Here is a 25,357-nt window from a genome sequence, read left to right as displayed (position 1 = left end):
TAAAATTGATAGGCTTTGGCAAATAGAAAAATCATTTATCATTCAAAATCTAAAACTCAGTACCTACTACACAATATTACTCAATTTATTGTCTTTTAAGAAGATTAACTTTGATTTTTCTTCTCCTAAATAATTATCTAAAACCACCCAATAACCTTACATTTGAAATCCCTATCTTTGACTAAGTAATGACATAATATTAACATCGTCGTAAAATACGTTCAGCTAATACTTTATTCGACAATCGGGTCAATCGTAAATCCTATTTATGCTACTTTTAACATTCCTCTGCTCTTTTTTATTTCAAAATATCCCGTCTCCAACGACTGATAGCTCATTTGTTATCAACCAAATAAATATTTTAGGCAATCAAAAAACGAAAGAAAGTATCATTCTGAGAGAATTGGATTTTGTGGCAGGAGATTCTATTAAAAAAAGTGACATTGATAAAAGATTAGACCTCACTCGTAGAAAACTTATCAATACAAATCTTTTTATTTCAGCAGAGCTAAAATACACTCAAGTATCTAATAATCAAATCAATATCAACATCAAACTTATGGAACAATGGTATATTTTAGGATACCCCATCTTTCAAATTGTTGATAGAAATTATGCTGAATGGTGGCAACGTGGAGCAAGTTTAAGCCGTACAACTTATGGTATTGACCTAACTCACGGAAATTTCAGAGGAAAAGCAGAAAAAATCAATCTCCGACTGGAAACAGGTTTTACGCAACGTATTGAAGTAGCCTATCGAATCCCTTATATAGACAAAGCTCAAAAAACGGGTGCAGGATTCAGTTTTACTTACATTGCCAATAAAAATCTGGCTTTCAAAAGTTTAAACGACACCCTTTATTATTTCAAAAATTTCGAGGAAATTTTACGAAAACGTTTTTCTACTGCTGTTTACCTCCGCAAACGTTATGGATTTTATGATACTCACACATTAGAATTACGATATAATAACAATGTCATCGCTGACACCATCAAAAAATTAAATCCAGATTATTTCTTAGATAGCCGAACCACTCAAAAATATTTGCAATTAAGTTATTATTTTAATTATGACTTTCGGGATAATGTAGCTTATCCGCTTCGTGGTAATCGGTACGAATTACTTATCAATAAATCAGGCTTACTTCCAAATGATGACATCAATCAATTAGAAATTTCAGGAGCTTATTCCCTGTATAAACCAATTTCCAAAAGACTATTTTACGGTTTATATCTAAAAGGTAAAGTTTCATTTCCTGAGCGTCAGCCTTTTTTTAATACTCGTGGTTTAGGTTATTTTGGAGATTTAGTCAGAGGATATGAGTTGTATGTAGTAGATGGAAATTCTTATTTTTTAGCACGAAATAATTTAAAATTCCAGTTGGTGAATAGCAAAATTCAGCTCAAATTTCTTAAAATCAAACAATTTAACACCATTCCAATCGGGATTTATCCCAATATTTTCATGGACTATGGTTATGTCCAAAACTCTTATGCTAATGTAAACAAAAGTAAATTGGCTAACAAGTCTATTTATGGAGGAGGTTTTGGACTTGACTTTGTAACATACTACAACATGGTAGTTCATCTCAGTTACGTATTGAATGACAGAAAAGAAAGAAATTTTGTATTCGGTATTGGTAGGGAGTTTTAAAGTAGGTAGTAGGTAGTAGGTAGTAGGTAGTAGGTAGTAGGTAGTAGGTAGTAGGTAGTAGGTAGTAGGTAGTAGGTAGTAGGTAGTAGGTAGTAGGTAGTAGGTAGTAGGTAGTAGGTAGTAGAAATGCCGATTGCGAGTTTTAAGTTCCCTGAATCAAATAAAATTTCACATTAATTTACATCACACTTCACCCCATAACTCTACACTTATAACCCCTACACTCATAAACCCCTACACTCATAAACTTTTCTTGACCCATATAAAAGACAAAAGGGAACGTTAAAAACATCCCCCTGTGCAAATTAATAGTTCTACACCTATTATCTTAAATATTTTGATTGGTTGGTTTTAAAAACATGGGGCAATAGAGATTGCCCCCGTTTCCTAAATACCTAACCACTAATTTCTTTGTTTAATTGTTGTTTTTTTACAACGCAATTTAGTTAAAAAACTTGTAAAGTTCCTAAGTAATTCTTAGTTTTTTCTAAAAAAGCTTTTTTCTTTCTCCGTGAAACTGAAATCTTTTTACCATCTTTCAGTTGTACAAACATTTCTTCTTTAACATCAAATTGAATTAAGTAGTTCAAATTAATCGCAAAAGATTTATGAACTCTCACAAACAATTCAGCATCTAATTTAGCTAAAAAATCTTTCATTGTACGTGAAACAAGCAATTTTTTTCCATTATTGAAGTAAAACATGGTATAATTGCTGATTGCTTCGAGGTGGCTAATATCTTTCCAAGCCACTGAAATTGTTTTTTTACAAGAGATTGGTAGCAAAATACTTGGTTCTTTTAATAAACGAGTATCTGTTCCAAAATGATTAAACTCTCTTTTGAAATTTGCGACTGCAAAAGAGTTGGTATTTGTTAATGTTGTTACCATGATAGTTTTAAGTTTAGTTCCATAAATAATATTGTCTCTATCATGTGGTTAGTAAGTGATACAAAGTTGGCAGGTTAATTTTTACGAAGCAATCACATGATGATATGATATTTCTAAACTATATTCTCATGAATTGCCTTGGCTACTGCCTCCGTTTGCGAATGAACGTGCAACTTATCGTATATCTTTTTGATGTGAGTTCGCACAGTGTCCATGCTAATTCCACACTTATCGGCAATCATTTTGTAACTATTACCCTTTACTAACAAATTCAAAATTTCAGTTTCTCGCTCGGTCAATTTATAGGAAATATTATCAGCCGTTCTTTGTTGTGGTGGCAACATTTGTAAAACTTTGCGGGCAACACTTGATGTCATTGGAGCCCCACCATTATAAGCATCATTAATTGCTTCTAAAAGTCTGACTGGCGGAGTTCTTTTTAATAGATAACCAACTGCTCCTGAACATATTGCCTCAAAAATATTTTCGTTATCTTCAAAAACCGTAAACATCAAAACATTCACTTCTGGGGCTATTTTCTTGATAATTTTTAAGCCTTTTATACCATTAGCAACAGGCATATCAATATCCATTAATACTACATCTGGATGTAAAGCTTCCATTTGCTCAGCTACTTTTTCACAGTTTACAAAAGCTCCTACCAACTCAAATCCCATAGAACCTCTTAACAAAACCGAAAGACTTTCCCGTAAATCAGGATTGTCTTCATACACTACTATTTTTATTGCTGAGGGAGTCATTGGATTACGGCGAGTCGTTTAAATATTCTCCTACAATATTACAATAAATATCTATCTAACGGTATCACATGATTGGGTGATATTTGATGATTTATGACAGGAATTGGTGTTGCTTTTTTTTTGTACCTTTGTCACTATACAGAAATAATAGGTAAGAATTACTGAAAAATGTTCTGTATTATTCCCAATTTTAAACTTAACTCATTAATTCGTGAAAAAATATTACGTTTATCTTAGTATTATATTCGTTGCTTTTGTACAAATATCGTGTCAGGATAAAAAGCAAACCTCTGAAGCCGATACCACTGCTAACGCTGATACAACTGCAAAAGTAGCTTCGCTTGAAAATTACAGTGTTATCTTTCAAGCCGTTCTTAAATCTGATGCAGGCATGGCTCGTGGTGTGAGTATCGGAGATAATATCGAAACTATCCAAGAAACAACCCTCCCTGCTGAAACACAACCAGAAAACGGAAAAGGATTCACTGAATATTTTGATAGCTCTGACCTGAATTTTGCGGATATTGCTTATTTAAAAGATACGGAAAATAAAGTTGGTGCAATTTCAATTGACATTTACATCGAGAGACAAACGGCTGTTGATAGCCTTATGAATGAGTTTAAAGGTTATTTCGACAAAAAATATGGTCAAGGAAAAGGAATTTCTAAAATGACTACTTGGAAATTATCCGATTCTCAAAACGAACTTTTATTACAAAATGTAAGCACTGCCAAAGACCCAGGTTTGAAAATTATTTTTGCGAAAAGTGGAGATAAAATTTTACAATAAATGTACAACATATTTCTAATCTGTTTATGTTATCTGTAACAGGTTGAAAACCTACATAAAAAAAACTGTCATTCCACAATGACAGTTTTTTTTATGCAGTAACACAGGCTTCAGCCTGTAAATGCGTAACACGGGCTTCAGCCTGTAAATGCGTAACACGGGCTTCAGCCTGTAAATGCGTAACACGGGCTTCAGCCTGTAAATGCGTAACACGGGCTTCAGCCTGTATTCTGCCTATAAAAATTCACAAACAGGTTAAAACCTGTGCTACATAATTCATTGTGTAAAATTTACACTTAAATATTTGGAAATGAAATCTTAATTAATAATCTTTGCGTAACAATTACACATTGAATCAAAAAATGAAAGAGCAATTTTACAAATATCAATATCCTCACCCAGCCGTTACGGTGGACTGCATAATTTTTGGCTTTGACGGACAAAACCTCAAAGTAATGCTTATTCAAAGAAAAAGTGAGCCTTTTGCTAAAATGTGGGCATTACCAGGAGCTTTTGTTGAGGAAGCAGAATCTTTAGAAAGTTGTGCAGAACGTGTTTTACAGAAAGAAGGAAATATTTCGGGCGTGTATTTGGAACAACTTTTTACGTTTGGTTCGCCCTCCCGAGACCCTCGTGAGCGAGTGATTTCGGTAGCATATATGGGTTTGGTAAAAACGGCTGATTTTGAATTGATTGCAGGAAACGACGAATTACAGATTGAATGGCGAGATATTTCGGCAATCTCGGATTTAGCTTTTGACCACTCCCAAATTTTACAAACTGCCATTAACAGAATTAGAGGAAAAATCAGGTATCAGCCCATTGGTTTTGAGTTGATGAATGCCAAATTTACCATTCCACAATTGCAACAATTGTACGAAGCTATTTTAGGTAAAACACTTGACAGGCGAAATTTTAGAAAGAAATTATTATCCATGCAAATTCTAAAACAATTACCCGAAAAACAACAAAACGTAGCCCACAAAGCCGCCTCCTATTACCAATTCGACAGAGAACGATATGAGGTTTTGATGAATGAAGGAATTTATTTGGAGTTGGTGTAGAATAGGTGTTGGAAGTTAGGATTTAGGGGTTAGTGTCCAGTTACAGATTTATCTCCCCAAACCAAGCACCCAAAATATTGTAGGTAGATTTTAGCGGTTATTAGTCTTGTCACGAATAAACCTCCCTAAAACCAAACACCTAAAAACTAAAACCTGAGAAAAAATCATGAAAAACATACAAGAAATAGGCGTTATTGTTGGGCGTTTTCAAGTGCCAGAATTGCACGCCGCTCATCAAGAATTAATTCAACGAGTAATTGATAATCATAAACGAGTAATTATTTTTTTGGGTGTTACACCTGTTTTGGTAACCAAGAAAAACCCGCTTGATTTCATTACTCGCAAGGAAATGATTTTAAAATTGTTTCCAAACGCAACCGTTTTAGCTTTGCCAGATATGCCGTACGATACCGATTGGAGCAGAGAATTGGACAAAAGAATCAGAGAAGCTGCTCCCGTCGGAGAGGTTTTGTTATACGGCGGTCGGGATAGTTTTAGAAGTGCTTACTCAGGCAATTTTGAAACTACCGAAATCGAACAAATCACCAATTTATCAGGCACAGAAATTAGAAAAGAGGTAAGTCAGGCGACAAAAGCAAGTCCAGATTTTAGAGCAGGGGTAATTTTTGCAGCTTATAATCAATATCCAAAAGCATTTCCGACGGTGGATGTTGCCATTGTGAAAGGTGACGAACTTTTATTGGGACGAAAACCACATCAAACGCTATTCAGATTTATTGGCGGTTTCGTTGACCCAACAGATGATAATTTTGAACAAGCTGCCACTCGTGAAGCCCAAGAAGAAACGGGTGTAGATGTAGGAAATTTGCAATACGTTGGCACGGCAAGAATTGACGATTGGCGATATAGACACGAAGTTGATAAAATCATCACGACGCTTTTCAAAGCTGATTATATCTCTGGAGAAGCCATTGCCCAAGATGACATTGCAGAACTAAAATGGTTTAAAATCAGTGATTTAACGGAAGAGGATTTTGTGGCTGAACATCGGGTTTTATGGAGATTATTGAAAGAAAAACTTGTCTGAACAAATAAAATATCATGCTTAAAGCATAACACTAAAAAACTAAAACCATGCAACCAAATATAATCTTATTGACCGACAGTTATAAACTAAGTCATTATAAACAATATCCTGCGGGAACAAGTCAAATTTATAGTTATTTCGAGAGTCGTGGAGGTGAATTTGAAGGCGTAACTTTCTTTGGATTACAGTATTTATTGAAAGAATATCTCGAAGGACAAGTGGTTACGCAAGAGAAAATTGACCGTGCTGATAAAATCTACGCTGCCCATTTTGGCAATCCAACATTATTCAACAAAGCTGGTTGGGAATACATTTTACACACCCACAATGGGCATCTACCCGTACGCATAAAAGCGGTGGCGGAAGGTACAGTAATCCCAACGCACAACGTGATGCTGACCATTGAAAACACCGACCCAAATTGTTTTTGGCTTACTAATTTCTTGGAAACGCTCTTGCTTCAACTGTGGTATCCGTGTACGGTAGCAACTATCAGTCGAGAAGTTAAAACCCTGATTACAAAATATTTAAACGAAACTGGCGACCCAAGCACGGTTGATTTCAAACTCCATGATTTTGGTTTTAGAGGGGTCAGTAGTGTACAAAGTGCGGGCATTGGCGGAGCGGCTCACTTGATTAATTTCATGGGAACAGACACCGTTGCGGCGTTAACTTTTATTCAAGAATATTATACTCCCGACGGTATGTTTGGTTTCAGTATTCCTGCGGCGGAACACAGTACCATTACCAGTTGGGGACGTGATAATGAAACGGATGCTTACCTAAATATGCTCCAACAATATCCAGAAGGTTTGGTAGCCGTCGTGAGTGATAGCTACGATATTTATAACGCTTGCGAACACATTTGGGGAGAGGTTTTGAAAGACGAAATTTTGCAGAGAAACGGAACGCTTGTAGTCCGCCCCGACAGTGGAGAACCGAAAGATGTGGTGCTAAAATGTACGCAAATTTTGGGCGAAAAAATTGGTTTTACCGTCAATGAAAAAGGCTACAAAGTGCTGAACCCCAAAATCAGAATTATACAAGGCGATGGCGTGAATTATGAAAGTATCGGTGAGATTTTGGAACACCTCAAAAATCATGGTTGGAGTGCCGACAATGTGGCTTTTGGTATGGGTGGTGCCTTGCTACAAAAAGTACACAGAGATACCCAAAAATTTGCTTTCAAATGCAGTTGTGCAACCGTAAATGGCGAAGACCGTGACGTGTACAAAGACCCCGCAACAGACCACGGTAAAAAGAGTAAAAGAGGTCGTTTGAAATTGGTAAAAGAAAATGAAAAGTACATCACCAAAGCCCTTAACGAAGACGGTGAGGACATTTTACAGACTGTTTTTGAGAATGGAGAAATCTTGAGAGAGATTGATTTCCAAGGGGTTAAGGATAATAGTTTATGATAAAATATGCGTCGGATATTATTGTAGAGACGTTTCCTGAAACGTCTTGCGGAAGAACAAATTCAAATCTTCCATTTATCCCCGAAACCGTTTTTTGAAACGTCTTGCGGAAGAATAAATCAGAGACATTCAATCTTCAATTTATTCGTCCGAAGACGTTTCGGGAAACGTCTCTACCAAAAAACAAATCGAAAAATATTAATCCTCCATTTATTCGTCCGAAGACGTTTCAGGAAACGTCTCTACTGTTTTTTCTTCGTCCAATAAAAATAAAATGGCAAGCCCGTAGCCATTAAGCCCAAGCCGATTAATGCTTCTTCTGGTTTTTCAATTAATGTGTTAATAATCAGAGCAATACAGAATAAAATAAAAATAGCGGGTACTACTGGATAACCAATTACTTTGTACGGACGGTGTGCATCGGGCATTTTTTTACGCAGAATAAATACGCCTAAAGCCGTTGCTCCGTAGAAAATAAATGCCGCAAAAACCAACATATCAGTCAATTGGTCGAATGTTCCAGACATCACCAAAAGCGAAGTCCAAATTGCCTGTAAAAACAAAGCTCTCGAAGGCGTATTGTATTTGGGGTGGATATAATCTACTTTCTTGAAAAACATATTGTCACGAGCCATTGCGTAGAATAATCTGGAAGCCAAAAGAATGGTCGTACTCGAACAATTGAAAGTCGTTACCAAAATCAAACACGAAATCAACAAGCCTCCCCATGAACCCAAAAAGCGGTTTACAACGGCTACGGCAGCAATTCCATTCTTAGATTCATAGATATTGATAAATTCGTCAATCGGTAAAATATAGAGATATACAAAATTCATCAGCAAATAAGTCCCCATCACAATCAACGTTCCGATGATAAGTGCCATAGGTAAATTTCGTTGTGGGTTTTTCATTTCTCCCCCAATAAAACCAACACTTGCCCAGCCTTCATAACCCCAAAAAGCACTCAAACACGCCAAAGCCAAAGCCTTAAACAAAATCGAACCCGACATGGTATCAGCATTATATTTTACGCTGTTGGTTGTGATATTTTCAATACTTCCTACACTTGAAGTTAAGCCCAAAACAATAATGACCAACATGGCAATAAACATCAATGCAGTCAATATTCGACTAAGATTTTCGCCTAATTTTAGTCCTCGATAATTGAAATAAGTCTGGAAAATTATTAAACTAATTCCAACCATTTTTACACTCAAATTATCAAAAAGGTGCAAGCCAAGAAAACTAAAATCAGCTAAGGCTTTTGATGTTTCGGGAAAAGGAATCAGACTATTCAGCGATTGTGCAAACACATACGCAATGGAAGCAATGGAAGCGGTACGAATCACCGCAAAATTTGTCCATCCAAAAAGGAAAGCGAAAAAACGGTTGTAAATTTTCTTGAAATATACAAAATCCCCACCCGAATCAGCCAACATACTGGCAACTTCTGCGTTAGACAATGTTCCTGCCAAACTGATTAAACCTGCTACTAACCAAGCAATTAACACTAAACTTGGCGATTGTAACTCGGCTGACATAGCTGCAACTTTCTTAAAAACTCCTGTCCCTATAACAGAACTGATTATTAAAACGATTGCTGAGGTTAAGCCAATAGAACGGACTAATTGCCCCTGATTATTAGGAGATTCTTGCATGAAGAGGTATTTTGTGTTTATGATATAGCTTACAAATTAAGGATTTATCCGACGTAATTTACATTTTTGGTTTGTTTTCTGTGGTTCTGCTGAGTTTTTTTACTGATTTTGTCATCCCTCCTTCGTCGGGATGACAGCTCATCTATAAACCGTTAAAAAAAAACGGAATTATCTACTATTTGTCGCAAGACAAAATTAGACCACGGATAGAACAGATAAAACAGATTTACACTGATTTTTCTTTAAATTTATCCGTGTAAATCCGTTGAATCAGTACAATCTGTGGGCTAATTTTATTCTGCCACAAATTGTAGATAGTTCCGTAAAAAAATTGTAATAATTAACTCATGTTTTGTTCAAACACTCAGAAAGGCTAAAAATAAATTCTTTGTGTCTTCGTGGCTTTTAAGTTAATTTTGAGGACTTTATTGGATGAACGCAGGCAGGGGGTTGAACCCTGCCTGCGTTGAATAACAAAACTTTCAAATAAATATTAACGCAAATATCATTGGCAAAACTACTTTATAATCTTTCTATTTATGCTTATCAGTTTATCATCTGGTTGGTAAGTCCGTTCAATCAGAAGGCAAAACTTTGGATTGAAGGAAGACGAGTTGATGTTAGTAGTTCGATATTCGATGTTGGTTCAAAAGCATACGAACATCAAACATTAAACATCGAAAAACAAAAAACAGCATGGTTTCATTGTGCTTCTTTGGGTGAATTTGAGCAAGGAAGACCCGTCATTGAGAAATTTAGAGCTACTTTTCCCGATTATAAAATTGTCCTGACGTTCTTTTCTCCTTCGGGGTATGAAATTCGTAAAAACTATGAAGGAGCAGATTTGATTTGTTATTTACCTTCGGACACGCCCACGAATGCACGAGCATTTATCGAAAAAATAAACCCTTCCATTGCCTTTTTTGTGAAATATGAATTTTGGTACAATTACCTCCACATTCTCCACGAAAAACAGATTCCTATTGTTTCATTTTCAGCAATTTTCAGAGAAAATCAAATATTTTTTAAATGGTACGGAGGTTTTCATCGCAATATTTTAAAATATTTTAGCCATATTTTTGTACAAAATCAATCGTCATTAAATTTGCTTCAAAATATTGGTATTCAGAATGTTAGTATTGGTGGAGACACTCGTTTCGACCGAGTTCAGCAAATTGCGAATGCTCGAAAACAATTGCCCCTCATCGAAACATTTAAGGATGGAAAACCTTTATTAATTATTGGCTCGTGTTGGCAACAAGATTTTGAGGTGCTTCTCCCCTTTTTAAATAAATTTGAACCTGATTTAAAAGTCATTATTGCTCCCCACGAAATTCACGATGCAGAGATTGAATCGTGGCGAAAAGCATTAAAAGGTCAAACGATAAGATATTCTGAAATTGGAAGTAAAAATACTGAAATTCAAAACGCTGATTGTCTAATTATTGACAATATCGGAATGCTTTCATCACTTTATCAATACGCAGATTTCGCTTGGATTGGCGGTGCTTATGGCAAAGGCTTACACAATATTTTGGAGGCTGCCACTTTTGGACTTCCGATTTTTTTCGGCAATAAAGTATATACGAAATTCCAAGAAGCCCTTGATTTAGAACGACTTGGCGGTGCAAAAGCCATTGAAAATACGAATGAGTTTGAGCAAAATTTTGTTCCATTATATCAAGACCGAAAGTTAAGACAAGACAAAACAAATATTATTCAGCAATATGTGCGGGAGAATTTGGGAGGAACAGATAAAATTATCAATTATGTAACCCGAACTTTCGAATTCGGAAACAAACAATGAAAGGATTAGTGATGCGTTCGACGGGTTCATGGTACGAAGTTTTAGACGAAAATAAACACGTTTGGAAATGCCGTTTGAGAGGAAAATTTAAAATAAAAGGACTCAAAACTTCCAATCCAATTGCGGTTGGAGATAGAGTGGTATTTGACATTGAAGATAAACTTGAAAACACAGGGATTATCCACGAAATAACCCAAAGAGAAAATTATATTATTCGTAAATCTGTCCATAAAACGGCTCATGGGCATATTTTAGCGGCAAATCTCGACCAAGCGGTTATCATTGTAACGCTCAATTATCCAAGAACATCTTTAGGTTTTTTAGATAGATTTTTGGTTTCGGCAGAATCATTTAGAATTCCGACGACCATAATTTTCAATAAGGTAGATTTACTTTCAGAAGAAGAAAAAGATTACTTGGCGGATTTGGCGGCAATGTATGAAGAAATTGGTTATTCGTGTGCGTTTACTTCAGCAACGGCAAATATTGGAATTCAGCATTTTGAGGATATTTTGAAGGATAAAATTTCTTTAATTTCAGGACATTCGGGCGTAGGAAAATCTACTTTGGTAAATCAAATTTCTCCCGATTTGGACTTAAAAACGATGGAAATTTCAACATTTGCCAACAAGGGCGTTCATACCACAACGTTTTCTACGATGTTTGAAATTGCCGAAAATTCTTATATTATTGATACGCCAGGTATCAAAGAATTAGGCTTGATTGACATTGAGAAACAAGAACTTTCGCACTTTTTCCCAGAAATGAGAGCCATGATGGGAAAATGCAAATATCATAATTGCAAACACATCAACGAACCTAAATGTGCTGTTTTAGAAGCAGTTAGCGAAGGTGAAATCGCAGAAAGTCGCTACTCAAGTTATTTGAGTATGATGGATGATGATGATAATAGAAGATAAAATGTATTAAGTACGAAGTATTAAGTATTAAGCTTTTGAGGAAGTTACCAATATTCTTAATACCTAATACTTGAGACTTAATACTACAAGATTAACACGGCATTTTGTCAATTCTCAATTGGTGTCTTCCACCTTCAAAAGCCGTTTCTAAAAATACATTCGTAATTTCGATGGCTTCTTCCAACGTTACAAAGCGAGCAGGAATACACAGTACATTAGCATCATTATGCAAGCGAATCAATGACGAAACTTCTACATTCCAAGCCAATCCTGCACGAATTTTCTGATGTTTATTAGCCGTAATTGCTACGCCATTGGCACTGCCACACAATAAAATCCCGTAAGTAACTTCCTGATTTTCAACCGCCAATGATACTGGATGAGCAAAATCAGCATAATCACACGAAGCAGTGCTGAATGGACCAAAATCTTTCACTTCGTAACCTTCCGCAGTTAATACTTTGATTAATTCCGCTTTGTATTCAAACCCTGCATGGTCGCCTCCGATGGCAATTTTTTTTGCTAATTCCATAAAATTTGTAAGTATTTGTAAAATTTAATGTTTTTTTTTGTTATTTCACTCGGTCAGATGTAACACAGACTTTAGTCTGTAAGAATTTAGTCTGTAAGAATTTAGTCTGTAAGAATTTAGTCTGTAAGAATTTAGTCTGTAAGAATTTATAACATACAGACTAAAGTCTGTGTTACATTATTTCCGTAAAGTTACGGACTAATAATATTTGTAAAAATTAAATATCAATAAACTATGACAGAAAGAGAAACCGTGCGACTATTAAGCGGAGATGAGAAAATTAAAAAAGCGTTCGTTGACCACACTTGGGCAGAAATCCACTCAGAAGAATCTTGGAGAATATTCAAGGTGATGTCTGAGTTTGTAGAAGGCATTGACAAATTAGCCAAAATCGGCCCTTGCGTGTCTATTTTTGGGTCGGCAAGAACAAAACCAGACAATCCGTATTATACAATGGCAGAAGAAATTGCCGCAAAATTGGTAAGACACGGATATGGCGTAATTACGGGCGGCGGGCCAGGAATTATGGAAGCGGGGAATAAGGGTGCAAAATTACAGGGTGGAAAATCGGTAGGTTTAAATATTGAATTACCTTTTGAGCAAAAACCAAACGATTATATTGACCGTGATAAAAGTATAGATTTTGACTTCTTTTTCGTGCGAAAAGTAATGTTTGTAAAATACTCGCAAGGCTTTATTATTATGCCTGGAGGATTCGGAACATTAGATGAAATGTTTGAATCATTAACATTGATGCAAACTCAAAAAATTGGTCGTTTCCCTGTGGTATTAGTTGGTAAGAAATATTGGGGTGGTTTATTCGACTGGGTGAAAGATACCATGCTTGAACAAGGTTATATCGGAGCAGATGATTTGAATTTGATTTCTATCGTAGATAATCCAACGGATGCCGTAAAGGTTATTGACGATTTCTATGCGAAGTATTTGTTGAAACCGAATTTTTAAGAGTTTGGTATTTACAATCAATCCTATTGCTAACCGCTGACGGGGTTTTCAACCGCCGTCAGGGTTAGCTGTTCAAACCCTTGCAACGGTTAAAAACCTTGTCAGCGGTTAACGTTTTCTAATACAACCACGACAACAGTTAAAAACCTTGTCAGCGGTTAACATTTTCTAATACAACCCTGACAACGGTTAAAAACCTTGTCAGCGGTTAACATTTTCTAATCAAACTCTATTATAAAATCATCTTTCATTGCAACGAAATCAGTATAGTCATGAAATTTACTGTATTGTTCTGCATCTCCAAACCAATTTATTACCTCTTCTCTTTTCAATTTTGTCGATTTTTGTGATAAATGACTCCAAAATGATGAATAAGGATAATCTCGAAAATCTTTTACAAAACCATGTTTTTGAGGGTTGGAATGAATATAAAGAATAACCCTACTGAAATAGCGTTCATTATCAATAAGTTTTCGTCGAAAAGGACGTTCAAAGAGAGAACCAGTACGTTTATAAGCCGTATTAATACTTTGAGCATACGAATTGAAAAAGTGAGAAAACTGTTTGGAAGCATCTGGATATTGCTCCCAATTTTGGCGTTTCATCAATTCAGGCAAATTTTCTTTAGGGTCGTCATTAAAATCTTTAATTTTGACAAGAAGATGGAAATGATTTTTTAGGAGACAGTAAGCATAAGTATCTACAACAGGAGAAACATACTGGGCATATCTTTCTAAAAAATAATCATAATTTCGTTCTTCTTTGAATAAATCTTCTCCATTAATTCCTCTATTATATATGTGATAGAACTTTCCTCCTTCCAAGGTGATATGTTGTTGCATTGTAGATAATATTTAGGTTAAAATGCAGATTGTCAATCATTTAACATCTGATGGGGTTTTCAACAGCCATCAGGGTTGGGTTTCCTAACCCTGACAACAGTTAAAAACTTTGTCAGCGGTTAAGCATTATGAATACGCAAATACGCTTCCATCTCCTTCAATCCCAAGGCATTAAAAGTCATATTGGCTAAAAGTCCGCCTTTACGAGCCACCGCTACGCCATAGTGCATATCAAAATATCCCTCTTTTTCGTGAGCATCTGGATTGATAGAAAGCATCACATTTTTTTCTAAAGCATACTGAATCCAACGCCAATCTAAGTCCAAACGGTACGGACTGGCATTAATTTCAATGACCACGCCATTAGCCGCACAAGCATCAATAACTTTTTGATAATCAATTGGATAGCCTGCTCTCGACAATAAAATTCTCCCCGTTGGATGACCTAAAATTGTTGTATATGGATTTTCAACAGCTTTAATAATTCTCGACATTGCCTTCTCTTCAGTCATCTTTAAATTTTGATGAATAGAAGCCACGATGTAATCAAAAGATTTCAAAACATCATCGGCATAATCCAAAGAACCGTCACCCAAAATATCCGATTCAATTCCCTTCAAAATCTTGAAAGGACGGTCAGTCATTGAGGCATATTTCTGATTAAGTTTCTCAATTTCAGCGTGTTGCTCAAAGATTCTTTCTTCCGAAAGCCCTTTGGCATAAGAAGCCGTTTTGGAGTGGTCGGCAATTCCGAGATATTCAAAACCTAATTCACGACAATAATCTGCCATTGCTTCCAAAGTATGTTTCCCGTCGGAATACGTGGAGTGATTATGCAAAATTCCTTTCAAAGAATCCCAAGTAACTAACTCCTCATTTTGATGATTTTTTACCCAATCAAATTCAAAACGCCCTTCACGCATTTCTGGAATGATATACGGAATATTTAGACTTTCATAAATGGCTTCTTCCGATTCAAAAATTTGGTGATTTACTTGTTTATAAATGCCGTTTGTAGCCAAATGTTTTTCGGAAGATGAATAAATAAACACCTGATTTACAAATTGTTGTGGCGAACAAATTTGTATTTCAACAGGAATTTCTTTTTCCTGAAAATTTCCTCTCCATGAAAAAGGTGAAGATATTTTTTCGTCTTGTTGTAAATAATTTAAAGCATTGATAAACTGCTGAACTTCCCAAGGTTTTGAATGTCCAACTACCAACTGAATGGAATCAACAATTTCATTTTTACGTCTAATATCACCTACAATTTCAACTTGCTCAAATTGTTTTTCGAGTTCATCAAATAGAATTTGAGCGAGTTCTTCGCCTTTTTCCATTCTCAATTTCCCCGAATTTGATTGAGCATAAAGAATTGATTCTTTGATAGTTGCTTGAATTTTATCGCCAAAACCTTTCAATTTTGCCACTTCGCCATTTTCACAAGCCAAAAGCAATTCACGATTATCGGTAATGTCCAATTCCTGCCAAATGGTACGTACTTTTTTAGGACCAATTCCTTTAATTTGGAGCATTTCCAACACACCTTCGGGAGTACGAGCGAGCAATTCCGTAAGTTCTTGCGTTGTGCCTGTTCTACGGATTTCGTCAATTTTCCCTGCAATACTTTTGCCAACACTCGGTAAACCCGCCAATTGTTCTACTGAAAGACTCAATAAATCTTCGGTGGTTTTATCTAAAGCACGAGCGGCAAAACCAAGATTCTTGATTTTAAATTCATTTTCATCGTGTAATTCAAGGAGTTTTACCGTTAATTCGAGTAGGGAAACGATTTCTTCGTTGGACATGGGATTTGGGAATTGGATTTAAAACGTTGTTTTAAAAAAATCAGACCACAGATTTTACGGATTAAACAGATTTTCACTGATTTATAGAGAATGATATAAGTTATCGAAATTTGAGACGATTTCCTTTAATTCAAATAAGTTATGTCGATTAGTCTATAATAAATTCTATCTGCGAAAATCTGTTTAATTTCAATTCCATTGTGGGTCTATATGTGGTCAATTTTATGCCTCAGTTACGGCTTCTTGCTCCGCTAAAACCTCCGCTACTGGTCTGAAATTACCTTTTTTCAATAATTCATTTTCTGGAACATAAGGACAAACTTCCAAAATTGTCGTGATATTGATGTCTGTAATTTGGTAATCATTCAAATTACCTAAATTTTTTGTCAAAGCTTCAAACGCATCTTTTGGCGTATCGGCATTGATAAGCATCATGTGTGGTGTTTTCTTTTCTTTGGCAGTTTTTTCATCAAAAGAAATATACATCACCTTTACTTTGAACCATGTTTCTGAGCCATTTTCTTCAAAGAAAACTTCACTCAATTTCATTTTTGCAAGATTAATCAATTGAAAGTCAGGCGTATTACTCGCTACAACCTCAAACATTCTTGCTTCTGCTTCGGTGTAAGAAACAGCATCTACTAAATATGCTTCATTAATTGTTTTTAAAGAACCCGCTTCGTCTTCTCGCTGAAAACGTATTTTACCTAAATACCAAGTAGCCATTTATATTATTTTTAAAGTTTTTACAAAACTATTAAGAATGGCGGGAAAAGCGGAATCATTCGATGTTTTTTATGAGCAATTATCTATTTATCTCAGAACTCAAAGAGCCAATAAAATAGAATAAACGAGCCACTAATTTCATCCTAAAACTAAATAGGCTTTTTAATTCGTTATCTATAAAATTTAACAATTCGGGAAAATGGCAAACGCTGATAAAATATATAAATTCATACTTTCAGGTATTCTTTGTGCATTTTTTCTTTGTGCTTGTAGCAAAAAATATACTCCTCCCAATACCAAAAATTTAACTTACGACCGCTTTATTGATATTTCATATATTGAAAATATTCATGCCGTAGAATTTTTGCAATATCTTGAATCGGATAGTAGTTCAAAAGAAATATACAAAAATATTCAACTCAAAACAGCTCAAAATACACAAGGAGAAAGTAAAATTTCTTACTTGTATGATTTCAATAATCGCTTCGTTCCAACACCATTAAGTATAAATTTTGCTCATCAATATTGCAAATGGCGAAGCGAAGTTGTAACTTTTAAGAAAAATTTTGGACATAAGAAATTACCATCTACGTTAAAAGAATTAATAGAGGTAAATAAATCGGTCAAAACTGTCATTAAATACGCTATTCCTACAAAATTGGCACTTCATATTGCCAACGAAACTAATGTCTCGTTAAAACGATACAATAAGCAAGTCACAAAATTCAAAGTCCTCACACAAGAAACAACTGATTCTACTCAACTTTATTTATTAAGATGTACCGCCGTTATGATGGTCAATGGAAAAGTATTTACTTATTAATAACCCTCTGTCTCCTCCTCAAATTTATTTTTCACTTGATAAATCAATAGCACTTAATACACTGTTAAATAGATAAAATATATCATAATTTATTTTGATTTAATAATATTATCAATACATTTGCAAACTATGCTTTTTTGTTTTTCGTGCATTAAAACCAATAAAGCATCATTTATTACTTTATTACTTCACAAATAAACTTTATCCAATGAAAAAAGCTTTCCAATTAATGGCATTCGTTGCCATGTCTTATGCCATTGTATCATGTTCTGATGTCTCTTTAGATTCTTCAGATTTATCGTCAAATTCTCTTAGTAAAAGTGCAAAAGAATCTGGAGAAGAACGTTCTTGTGCTTCGATGGACGTGTTGAAACAGAATATGTTAGAAGATCCATCACTCGAAGCTAAAATGAAAAAAATTGAGGATGACACGAAAGAATTCGAGAAGAAAAATAAAAATAGTAGAGTTGGAGCAACAGGCACATTGGTTATTCCAGTGGTTGTAAATGTTCTTTATAATACGGCTCAACAGAATATCAGCTTGGCACAAATTCAATCACAAATTGATATTTTAAATCAGGATTTTAGCGGAACAAACCCCGACAAAACCTTAGTACCAAGTGCTTTTACTGCTGCATTCTCAAACATGGAACTTCAATTTTCTTTACAAACTGTTGTACGTAAACAAAGTTCTAAAACATCTTGGGGAACAAGAGATGCGATGAAAAGTGCGAAAAAAGGAGGTATCAATCCAACATCACCAACAACAACGCTTAATATCTGGATTTGTAACATTGGTGGTGGTATTTTGGGCTATGCTCAATTTCCTGGCGGTAGTTCAGCAACTGATGGTGTGGTAATTGGACCTCAATATTTTGGAAATACAGGATATTTAGCAGCCCCTTATGACAAAGGTAGAACTGCTACACACGAAGTTGGTCACTGGTTAAATTTACGCCACATTTGGGGTGATGCAAGCTGTGGAAACGACCAAGTTGCAGATACGCCTACTCAGCAAACGGCTAATTATGGTTGCCCTGCATTCCCGCACGTAACTTGTAGCAATGGTGCAAACGGAGATATGTTTATGAACTACATGGACTATACCGACGATGCTTGTATGTATATGTTCTCGGCTGGTCAGAAAACTCGTTCAAGAGCTATTTTTGCAGTAGGTGGAGCAAGAGCAAGTTTCAATCCATAGACTATTTGTCACAATCTAACTATAAATTTTAAAACTCAAGCCTTCTCTATGCACGAAGAGAAGGCTTTTTTTATGATGAAAATTCTAATCATTCTGTTCATAATCTTAGGCATGAATCTCACGGAGAAAGAAGCCCTCAATTCGGTAGATTTATCGTATCAGACACGGGGTATGCAAAAAAATCTACATATCACTTCCGAAAAAGTCAGTGTTACTATTAACGGGGAAATAACCAATTATAAAATCAAACCCGCCCAATGGAATAAAATTGTTTTGGCAACTCAAAAGGTTAGTTTGAAGGATATTTCAACGTTAAAACGTCCATCTTCAAAATCTTACTCGGATGCCGCTTTTGAGGCAGTCTTAAAAGTAAATACATCATCGCAAGAATACGAATCCATTTCTTTCGACCACCACACCCCTCCTACCGAACTGTCATTATTGATTAAAACAATGAAAGCAACACTTTTGGAAAAAAAGCAACGCATTGATTTTTAGTTATTTTGAAGCGAAAATTTCAAAATATAACCTTCTTCATCTTTACCTTCAGAAGAAATAAATAAATCGCCTTCGGGAGAAAAACAAATGCCTTCAAGCTGCCGAAAGGTTTTTGGATTTAAGGAAATCAAAGCTTCTTTATGTCCGTCTTCGGCTAAAACCAGCAACTTTTTACCACTTGAAGCAATGATAAAAATTTGACCTGTTTTTGGGTGAACTGCAATACCTGAAGGCTTAAATTCCTTTCCGTTAGCTTTATCTGTCACTTGTTCTTCGGGAATGCCGATATTTTTGAAAAGCACTTTTTTCTCAAAATCGTAAGCATAAATCATCTTTTTATCGTCCTTATCCTTTACTCTTTCTTTGGCAGCCAACAGTAAATGTTTATTTTTAGGGTCATAAGCAAGTCCTTCATATTCAATTACATCTGGATTGGTACAGTCAATTTCTCGCTCAAAAGGTAAGCCGATTTTAAAGCCCTTAACCCTACCATTACTTTTCAAAACAAAAACTTCATCGCCTACCACTTCCACGCCTTCGTAGTCTCCATCTTTGCCAAAAGGAATTTTATCAACAATGTCTTTTTTCGATAAATCATAGATAAAAATCTTACCTTCTTCGTCATTTACACACACTAATTGATTGTTTTTGAAATACGAAAGCCCCGAAATTTCTTTGAGTTTCTTTGGTAAAACATACTTATCAGACGGATTTTCTAAATCATAAGGCAAACTGATAGTTTCGATTTTTTCAGAAGTGCTTCCCTCTTCTTTTTGTTTTTTAGGTGTACAAGCATAAATAAGGAAAACTCCTAAAATGACAACAGCAACGTAAATGAGTATAGATGAAAGTTTCATTTTGATAGATTTTTGTTTGATTTGGAAGTAAAAATAAGGAGGATTTATTAAGATTCAGTGATAATTTTCAAGTAGTGAACTGAGAAAGGATTTTCACAATAAAGGAAGTATTAATGAATTAGCGATATTTATTGGGTTCAATATACAGTACAAAAGATTATATGTTAAATTTGGGATACTGACAATAGCAGGTTTATTAAAAAATCCGTAAAATCTGCGTTACTTATATCGTGGCAGACGGCAAGTCTCATCTGCGTGCAATCACCCCCTTCGTAATTCCATCGTCATCAACCCTAAAAACAAATGAAAAAACTATTCATCCTCCTCCTTTTCACCACTCAAGTTTTCGCCCAAAAATTTACTAAAACTGAAGTTTCCCGTTTTCAACAACAAGCTAAACGGGTTGAAATTATCCGTGATACTTGGGGAATTCCACACATATACGGAAAGTCAGATGCGGATGCCGTTTTTGGCTTATTATACGCTCAATGTGAAGATGATTTCAAGCGTGTAGAAATGAATTATATCGAAAAGTTAGGCAGACTTTCTGAAATCAAAGGCGAAAAAGAATTATATAACGATTTACAAATCAGATTGTTAATTGATTCAGTTGATGCCATTACCGACTATAAAAAAGCTGAACCTTGGCTAAAAAAATTACTCAATGCTTATGCCGACGGAATCAATTTCTATCTCCATAAACACCCCGAAGTTAAACCTGCTTTACTGAATCGTTTTGAGCCGTGGTATCCGCTTTTATGGACAGATGGCAGTATCGGAGCCATTTCAACGGCAGATATTTCTAATGATGAAATCAAGAAATTTTATTCTGGAGGTCAGTTAGAAGGATTGTCAAAAACTAAGATGCAGAATCCTTCTGAACAGTTCGGAGACTACCAACAAACAGGCTCAAATGGCTTTGCGATTGCTCCGTCTAAAACGGCTTCGGGCAATGCTATTTTGTACATCAATCCGCACGTAACTTTCTATTTTCGTCCAGAAGTGCAAGTGGTTAGCGAAGAAGGCTTAAACGCTTACGGAGCAGTGACTTGGGGACAAATATTTGTTTATCAAGGATTTAACCAATATTGTGGTTGGATGCACACCTCAAGCAACGTTGATGTAGCGGATATGTACGCCGAAAAAATCGTGAAGAAAAATGATAAACTTTTCTACGAATACGACCAAAAATTACGTCCCATAACACAGAAAAACGTAACGCTAAAATACCTCGAAGATGACAAATTAATCAAGAAAAAATTCACGACCTATTACACACATCATGGACCAGTCATGGCAAAAAGAGACGGGAAATGGATTAGTTTGCGGTCGTATAATCGTTCAATGACGAGTTTAGTTCAGTCGTGGAAACGCACTAAAGCCAAAGGTTTTGAAGATTATAAAAAAGTGATGGACTTGAAAGCAAATACCTCAAATAACACCGTTTTTGCGGATGCTCAAGGAAATATTGCCTATTGGCACGGCAATTATGTACCCGTGCGAGACACCAACTACAATTGGGGAAAAGTAGTTGACGGCACAACTTCTAAAACCGAATGGAAAGGCTTGCACGCCGTTGACGAAACCGTGCATAGTTATAATCCAGTGAATGGTTGGCTACAAAATTGTAATTCAACGCCTTATACCGTTGCAGGAGAAAATAGCCCAAAACGTACCAATTTCCGCCCATACATGGCTCCCGATGGTGAAAATTTCAGAGGAATAAATGCCGTAAGAGTATTGAGCAGAGAGAAAGATTATACCATTGAAAAAGTCATTGCGGCGGGTTATGATACGTATTTGTCAGCCTTTGCCGTTTTGATTCCTGCCATCACGAAAGCGTTTGATTCCTTGCCACCAAGCGATACTTTACATCAAGCCTTAGCTGAACCAATGTCAACCTTGAAAAACTGGAATTATTATGCTGAGGAAAGTTCAGTGGCGACTACTTTAGCCATTGAAACAGCACAAAAATTAAGTCCACAAATTACCAAAATTTACATAGAACAGGGAGAAACTGACCAAGTAGAAAGTACCAAACGTTTTGCCGCCAATGCCACAAAAGAGGACTTGTTATTACCTCTTTTGAAAACCGTCAACGAGCTAAAAAACAAATTTGGCACTTGGCAAAAACCGTGGGGAGAACTTAATCACTTTCAACGAATTACGGGAGAATTTCAAGAAAAATACGATGATACGCAAGCGAGTTTACCCGTAGGTTTCGCATCAGCATTGTGGGGTTCATTACCTTCATTTAACAGTCGATATTACGGTACGCAAAAACGCTATGGATTGGGCGGTAACAGCTTTGTTTGTGCCGTAGAATTTGGCAAAAAAATCAAAGCAAAATCCTTATTAGCGGGTGGTAATAGTGGCGATAAAAACTCAAAACACTTCACCGACCAAGCACTCATGTACACGCAAGGAAAGTTTAAAGATGTGCTATTTTATAAGGAAGATGTGTTGAAGAATGTGGAGAGACGGTATTGGGTTGGGGAGTGATAAAGTAAGAAAGCCGAATGTACTCATTAAAAGAGCATTCGGCTTTCTTACTTTATACGAATAATAACAACCTAATACAAAACCGCCTTATCTACCACCGCAGGTAAAGGACCTTTAGTTACTAATTTCAAAGCCGCTAAATTTCCACCTGCATTAGCACAAATTTCTACCGATTTCCCTTCTGTCCAAGCGGTTAAGAAACCCGCCCAAAAAGCATCTCCTGCTCCTGTGGCATCAATTACGTCAATCGGTTTTACGCCCAAATGAATTTTCTTGGTGCCTTTTTCGTAAGAAATCGTAGAACCATCGCCACCTTTCGTAAAACAAACCAAATCAGCTCCCATTGCGTGAAAATCTTTGATAACTTGCTCTTCTGATACTTTATGTCCGTAAATTCTTTCGGCATCGTCTTCACTCAATTTTACTAAAGCATTGTGCGAACAATACGCTGAAATAGTCTCCCAAGCCTGTTTTCTGTCTGGCCAGATTTGAGGTGCATAATTAGCATCCAAACTAACCCGACACCCCAAAGCGTTGGCTCTTTTGGCTGCATCAACAATAGCAGATTGGGCAGGGTCTTGACTTAAAGCAAAGCAAGTGGTATGAAAAATGGCTGATTCTGCCAATAAATTATCTGGAATATGATGCGGCTGAATCATGCGGTCTGCCGTGCGGTAAGCGATAAAATCAGGCGTACCTTTCGTGCGAGAAACGATGACAATACTTGTTGGTTGAATTTCGTCAGTCGCAATATGGCTAATGTCGATGCCCGTTTTAGCTACTTCATTTTTCAAGAAAATCCCTAAATTATCATTCCCAACGCAAGAAACAATGGCGGTATTCATGCCCAAACGAGCCATATTTGCTGCCATATTGGCTGGACTTCCTCCTTGAAAACGCTCAAAAACATCGGTATCCAAAATACTATGGTGAATTTCAGTCCCGATAACATCAACTAATAATTCCCCAACGGAGAGCAGTGCATATTTTTTCATGTATTGATATAAAAATGGTTTGTCTGCAAATTAATAATTATTCTGTAAAATTGAGTAGATTTAATGAGGCTATAACGAAACTTTTGTTTTAAGGTAGCACAGAAATATTTCCTCTGATATAGATTTTATACCCAGAAAAGATTCCTATACTACTTTATCAGTAGTTTTTGAAATAATTTTACTTTTTAATAAAAAAATCCAATTCAATGAACAATAGAAGACAATTTTTAAAAAATACCGCAATTGCATCATCAGCAGCATTTTTACCTTTAGAACTTTTGGCTAATCTCCGCACACGTGTTGGAGCAAATGATAAAATTAACGTTGGACTTATCGGTTGTAAAGGACAAGGTTGGAGCAACTTAACTAACTTTCTAAAAATCAGCGAAGTAAACTGTTTAGCAATTTGCGATATTGACGATTCTATCCTCAATAACCGCAAAGCTGACCTTGCCAAAGCAGGTATCGGAAATCCTATTATTTATAAGGATTACCGCAAAATGCTCGAAAATAAAGACATTGATTTCGTGATTGTGGCTACGCCTGACCATTGGCACTGTTTACAATTTACTGATGCTTTATCAGCAGGAAAAGATGTTTTTTGTGAAAAACCTGCCGCCAATTCAATCGGAGAGGCTCGTTTAATGGAAAAAGCCACGAAGGCTTCGGGCAGAGTGGTGCAAGTGGCTCAATGGCAGCGTTCTCAGCAACATTTTCAAGATGCAGTAGCTTTTGTACAATCAGGAAAATTGGGAGATTTATTGACGACCAAAACGTGGATGTATCGTGGGAATTCTAATCCTCTTCCAGTTGTGCCAAATTCGCCAATACCAGCAGGTGTGGATTATAAAATGTGGCTTGGCCCTGCTCCCATGCGTGATTTCAACCAAAATCGTTTTCATTATGAATTCCGTTGGTTTTGGGATTATGCAGGTGGTTTAATGACCGACTGGGGTGTCCATTTAATTGATATTGTCCTTTGGGCAACGGGTGTGAATACACCAAAATCAGTTATGGCGACAGGTTCTAAAATTGCATTTCCAAACGATGCTCGTGAAACACCTGATTATTTAAACGTAATTTACGACTATGGGAAATTTACGATGTCATGGGAAAATATCATGGGAATTACGGGTGGACTTTACGGTAAACAACACGGAATTGCTTTCATCGGTAAAAATGGAACGTTGGTGGTAAACCGTCAAGGTTGGGAGGTCATTCCAGAAAAAGTAAATGGTAAAGACCTAATGGAGGCTGTTCCTTTTACCAAACAATCAGACGTTGGCTTGGTAAAACATACTGAAAACTTTATCAGTGTTATGAAAAGTAGAGATTTGACCAAATTAAATTGTCCAATTGAAGCTGCGGTGAAAGTAGCGGTAAACTCACACATGGGAAATATGGCGTATCGTGTAGGTGAAAAGATTTATTATGACGAAATAACAGGAAAATTCACCAGTAAAAATGCCAATAAATTAATTATTCCAGATTATAAAAATGGTTGGAAATTACCATCGTAAATAACCCAAATTTTAAATACAAAAAAGGTCGTTCAGAATAATCTGAACGACCTTTTTTGTATTTAAAATTAATT

22 protein-coding genes are annotated in these 25,357 nt (G+C 36.0%); 13 read left to right on the top strand and 9 right to left on the bottom strand.

The genetic code is table 11. From position 1 onward, the window contains the following. Positions 1-268 precede the first annotated feature (268 nt). Positions 269-1,654, top strand: a complete 1,386-nt coding sequence (locus tag VB796_RS16775; RefSeq protein ID WP_323347724.1) for a BamA/TamA family outer membrane protein — start codon at positions 269-271, stop codon at positions 1,652-1,654. Between the two features lie 446 nt (positions 1,655-2,100). Here VB796_RS16775 and VB796_RS16770 read toward each other — a convergent pair whose 3' ends face one another. Both VB796_RS16770 and VB796_RS16765 read right to left on the bottom strand, forming a co-directional pair. Then, entirely contained in the window at positions 2,101-2,544 is a 444-nt protein-coding gene (locus VB796_RS16770) for a LytTR family DNA-binding domain-containing protein (protein WP_323347723.1), read from the bottom strand. A gap of 113 nt (positions 2,545-2,657) precedes the next feature. Further along, entirely contained in the window at positions 2,658-3,305 is a 648-nt protein-coding gene (locus VB796_RS16765; protein ID WP_323347722.1) for a response regulator transcription factor, read from the bottom strand. 211 nt (positions 3,306-3,516) lie between these two features. Here VB796_RS16765 and VB796_RS16760 point away from each other — a divergent pair, with 211 nt between their 5' ends. The 4 genes from VB796_RS16760 to VB796_RS16745 all read left to right on the top strand — a co-directional run bounded on the left by VB796_RS16760 (position 3,517) and on the right by VB796_RS16745 (position 7,625). After that, entirely contained in the window at positions 3,517-4,095 is a 579-nt protein-coding gene (locus VB796_RS16760; protein WP_323347721.1) for a hypothetical protein, read from the top strand. A gap of 362 nt (positions 4,096-4,457) precedes the next feature. After that, positions 4,458-5,159, top strand: coding sequence for an NUDIX hydrolase (locus tag VB796_RS16755; RefSeq protein WP_323347720.1), 702 nt, complete (start codon positions 4,458-4,460; stop codon positions 5,157-5,159). Between the two features lie 166 nt (positions 5,160-5,325). After that, entirely contained in the window at positions 5,326-6,207 is an 882-nt protein-coding gene (locus VB796_RS16750) for an NUDIX domain-containing protein (protein ID WP_323347719.1), read from the top strand. 47 nt (positions 6,208-6,254) lie between these two features. Then, positions 6,255-7,625, top strand: coding sequence for a nicotinate phosphoribosyltransferase (locus tag VB796_RS16745; RefSeq protein WP_323347718.1), 1,371 nt, complete (start codon positions 6,255-6,257; stop codon positions 7,623-7,625). A gap of 242 nt (positions 7,626-7,867) precedes the next feature. Here the strand turns inward: VB796_RS16745 and VB796_RS16740 are convergent, their stop codons facing one another. After that, positions 7,868-9,283 carry an APC family permease gene (locus tag VB796_RS16740; protein WP_323347717.1) on the bottom strand — a complete coding sequence of 472 codons (1,416 nt, stop codon included), beginning with the start codon at positions 9,281-9,283 and terminating at the stop codon, positions 7,868-7,870. 508 nt (positions 9,284-9,791) lie between these two features. Between VB796_RS16740 and VB796_RS16735 the strand changes: the two genes are divergently transcribed. Next, on the top strand, positions 9,792-11,090 hold the full coding sequence (locus tag VB796_RS16735; protein ID WP_323347716.1) for a 3-deoxy-D-manno-octulosonic acid transferase: 1,299 nt from the start codon (positions 9,792-9,794) through the stop codon (positions 11,088-11,090). Beyond that, complete coding sequence (rsgA, locus tag VB796_RS16730) at positions 11,087-12,010, top strand: ribosome small subunit-dependent GTPase A (RefSeq protein ID WP_323347715.1); 924 nt, start codon at positions 11,087-11,089, stop codon at positions 12,008-12,010. Before VB796_RS16735 ends, rsgA begins: the two co-directional genes overlap by 4 nt. A gap of 91 nt (positions 12,011-12,101) precedes the next feature. On the opposite strand, the gene rpiB is transcribed toward rsgA, so the two are convergent. After that, the gene (gene rpiB, locus VB796_RS16725) at positions 12,102-12,542 is read right to left on the bottom strand and encodes a ribose 5-phosphate isomerase B (protein ID WP_323347714.1); all 441 of its coding nucleotides are present in this window, start codon (positions 12,540-12,542) and stop codon (positions 12,102-12,104) included. 234 nt (positions 12,543-12,776) lie between these two features. On the opposite strand from rpiB, the gene VB796_RS16720 reads away from it, so the two are divergent. Then, a complete protein-coding gene (locus tag VB796_RS16720) occupies positions 12,777-13,508 on the top strand; it encodes a TIGR00730 family Rossman fold protein (RefSeq protein ID WP_323347713.1) in 732 nt (243 codons plus the stop codon). A gap of 218 nt (positions 13,509-13,726) precedes the next feature. Here VB796_RS16720 and VB796_RS16715 read toward each other — a convergent pair whose 3' ends face one another. The 3 genes from VB796_RS16715 to VB796_RS16705 all read right to left on the bottom strand — a co-directional run bounded on the left by VB796_RS16715 (position 13,727) and on the right by VB796_RS16705 (position 16,884). Then, positions 13,727-14,350 carry a hypothetical protein gene (locus VB796_RS16715; RefSeq protein WP_323347712.1) on the bottom strand — a complete coding sequence of 208 codons (624 nt, stop codon included), beginning with the start codon at positions 14,348-14,350 and terminating at the stop codon, positions 13,727-13,729. Between the two features lie 119 nt (positions 14,351-14,469). Next, positions 14,470-16,158, bottom strand: a complete 1,689-nt coding sequence (locus tag VB796_RS16710; protein ID WP_323347711.1) for a PHP domain-containing protein — start codon at positions 16,156-16,158, stop codon at positions 14,470-14,472. Between the two features lie 222 nt (positions 16,159-16,380). Continuing rightward, positions 16,381-16,884, bottom strand: a complete 504-nt coding sequence (locus VB796_RS16705) for a DUF4494 domain-containing protein (RefSeq protein WP_323347710.1) — start codon at positions 16,882-16,884, stop codon at positions 16,381-16,383. A gap of 199 nt (positions 16,885-17,083) precedes the next feature. On the opposite strand from VB796_RS16705, the gene VB796_RS16700 reads away from it, so the two are divergent. From VB796_RS16700 to VB796_RS16690, 3 genes are all read left to right on the top strand, one after another. Continuing rightward, positions 17,084-17,707, top strand: a complete 624-nt coding sequence (locus tag VB796_RS16700; protein WP_323347709.1) for a hypothetical protein — start codon at positions 17,084-17,086, stop codon at positions 17,705-17,707. A gap of 208 nt (positions 17,708-17,915) precedes the next feature. Further along, the gene (locus VB796_RS16695; protein WP_323347708.1) at positions 17,916-18,911 is read left to right on the top strand and encodes a zinc metalloprotease; all 996 of its coding nucleotides are present in this window, start codon (positions 17,916-17,918) and stop codon (positions 18,909-18,911) included. Between the two features lie 48 nt (positions 18,912-18,959). Continuing rightward, positions 18,960-19,409 (top strand): hypothetical protein, encoded by a 450-nt coding sequence (locus VB796_RS16690; protein ID WP_323347707.1) that lies wholly within the window; start codon positions 18,960-18,962, stop codon positions 19,407-19,409. On the opposite strand, the gene VB796_RS16685 is transcribed toward VB796_RS16690, so the two are convergent. Further along, complete coding sequence (locus VB796_RS16685) at positions 19,406-20,266, bottom strand: SdiA-regulated domain-containing protein (protein ID WP_323347706.1); 861 nt, start codon at positions 20,264-20,266, stop codon at positions 19,406-19,408. The genes VB796_RS16690 and VB796_RS16685 overlap by 4 nt on opposite strands. A 303-nt stretch (positions 20,267-20,569) precedes the next feature. On the opposite strand from VB796_RS16685, the gene VB796_RS16680 reads away from it, so the two are divergent. Continuing rightward, positions 20,570-22,768 carry a penicillin acylase family protein gene (locus VB796_RS16680; protein ID WP_323347705.1) on the top strand — a complete coding sequence of 733 codons (2,199 nt, stop codon included), beginning with the start codon at positions 20,570-20,572 and terminating at the stop codon, positions 22,766-22,768. A gap of 71 nt (positions 22,769-22,839) precedes the next feature. On the opposite strand, the gene VB796_RS16675 is transcribed toward VB796_RS16680, so the two are convergent. Further along, the gene (locus VB796_RS16675) at positions 22,840-23,763 is read right to left on the bottom strand and encodes a sugar kinase (protein ID WP_323347704.1); all 924 of its coding nucleotides are present in this window, start codon (positions 23,761-23,763) and stop codon (positions 22,840-22,842) included. A 206-nt stretch (positions 23,764-23,969) separates the two neighbouring features. Between VB796_RS16675 and VB796_RS16670 the strand changes: the two genes are divergently transcribed. Then, on the top strand, positions 23,970-25,283 hold the full coding sequence (locus tag VB796_RS16670) for a Gfo/Idh/MocA family oxidoreductase (protein ID WP_323347703.1): 1,314 nt from the start codon (positions 23,970-23,972) through the stop codon (positions 25,281-25,283). The last annotated feature ends 74 nt before the right edge of the window (positions 25,284-25,357 follow it).

It is taken from the genome of Arcicella sp. LKC2W (assembly GCF_034931005.1).
Lineage (GTDB): Bacteria > Bacteroidota > Bacteroidia > Cytophagales > Spirosomataceae > Arcicella.
Note: the sequence above shows the minus strand (reverse complement) of the source record. Positions and strands in the feature narration are given on the sequence as shown.

Coding starts and splice junctions, on each gene's coding strand:
- rsgA (WP_323347715.1), top strand. CDS start 11,087: ATGAAAGGATTAGTGATGCGTTCGACGGGTTCATGGTACGAAGTTTTA.
- VB796_RS16770 (WP_323347723.1), bottom strand. CDS start 2,544: ATGGTAACAACATTAACAAATACCAACTCTTTTGCAGTCGCAAATTTC.
- VB796_RS16700 (WP_323347709.1), top strand. CDS start 17,084: ATGGCAAACGCTGATAAAATATATAAATTCATACTTTCAGGTATTCTT.
- VB796_RS16750 (WP_323347719.1), top strand. CDS start 5,326: ATGAAAAACATACAAGAAATAGGCGTTATTGTTGGGCGTTTTCAAGTG.
- VB796_RS16720 (WP_323347713.1), top strand. CDS start 12,777: ATGACAGAAAGAGAAACCGTGCGACTATTAAGCGGAGATGAGAAAATT.
- VB796_RS16680 (WP_323347705.1), top strand. CDS start 20,570: ATGAAAAAACTATTCATCCTCCTCCTTTTCACCACTCAAGTTTTCGCC.
- VB796_RS16765 (WP_323347722.1), bottom strand. CDS start 3,305: ATGACTCCCTCAGCAATAAAAATAGTAGTGTATGAAGACAATCCTGAT.
- VB796_RS16715 (WP_323347712.1), bottom strand. CDS start 14,350: ATGCAACAACATATCACCTTGGAAGGAGGAAAGTTCTATCACATATAT.
- VB796_RS16695 (WP_323347708.1), top strand. CDS start 17,916: ATGAAAAAAGCTTTCCAATTAATGGCATTCGTTGCCATGTCTTATGCC.
- rpiB (WP_323347714.1), bottom strand. CDS start 12,542: ATGGAATTAGCAAAAAAAATTGCCATCGGAGGCGACCATGCAGGGTTT.
- VB796_RS16705 (WP_323347710.1), bottom strand. CDS start 16,884: ATGGCTACTTGGTATTTAGGTAAAATACGTTTTCAGCGAGAAGACGAA.
- VB796_RS16745 (WP_323347718.1), top strand. CDS start 6,255: ATGCAACCAAATATAATCTTATTGACCGACAGTTATAAACTAAGTCAT.
- VB796_RS16775 (WP_323347724.1), top strand. CDS start 269: ATGCTACTTTTAACATTCCTCTGCTCTTTTTTATTTCAAAATATCCCG.
- VB796_RS16755 (WP_323347720.1), top strand. CDS start 4,458: ATGAAAGAGCAATTTTACAAATATCAATATCCTCACCCAGCCGTTACG.
- VB796_RS16690 (WP_323347707.1), top strand. CDS start 18,960: ATGCACGAAGAGAAGGCTTTTTTTATGATGAAAATTCTAATCATTCTG.
- VB796_RS16675 (WP_323347704.1), bottom strand. CDS start 23,763: ATGAAAAAATATGCACTGCTCTCCGTTGGGGAATTATTAGTTGATGTT.
- VB796_RS16685 (WP_323347706.1), bottom strand. CDS start 20,266: ATGAAACTTTCATCTATACTCATTTACGTTGCTGTTGTCATTTTAGGA.
- VB796_RS16710 (WP_323347711.1), bottom strand. CDS start 16,158: ATGTCCAACGAAGAAATCGTTTCCCTACTCGAATTAACGGTAAAACTC.
- VB796_RS16740 (WP_323347717.1), bottom strand. CDS start 9,283: ATGCAAGAATCTCCTAATAATCAGGGGCAATTAGTCCGTTCTATTGGC.
- VB796_RS16670 (WP_323347703.1), top strand. CDS start 23,970: ATGAACAATAGAAGACAATTTTTAAAAAATACCGCAATTGCATCATCA.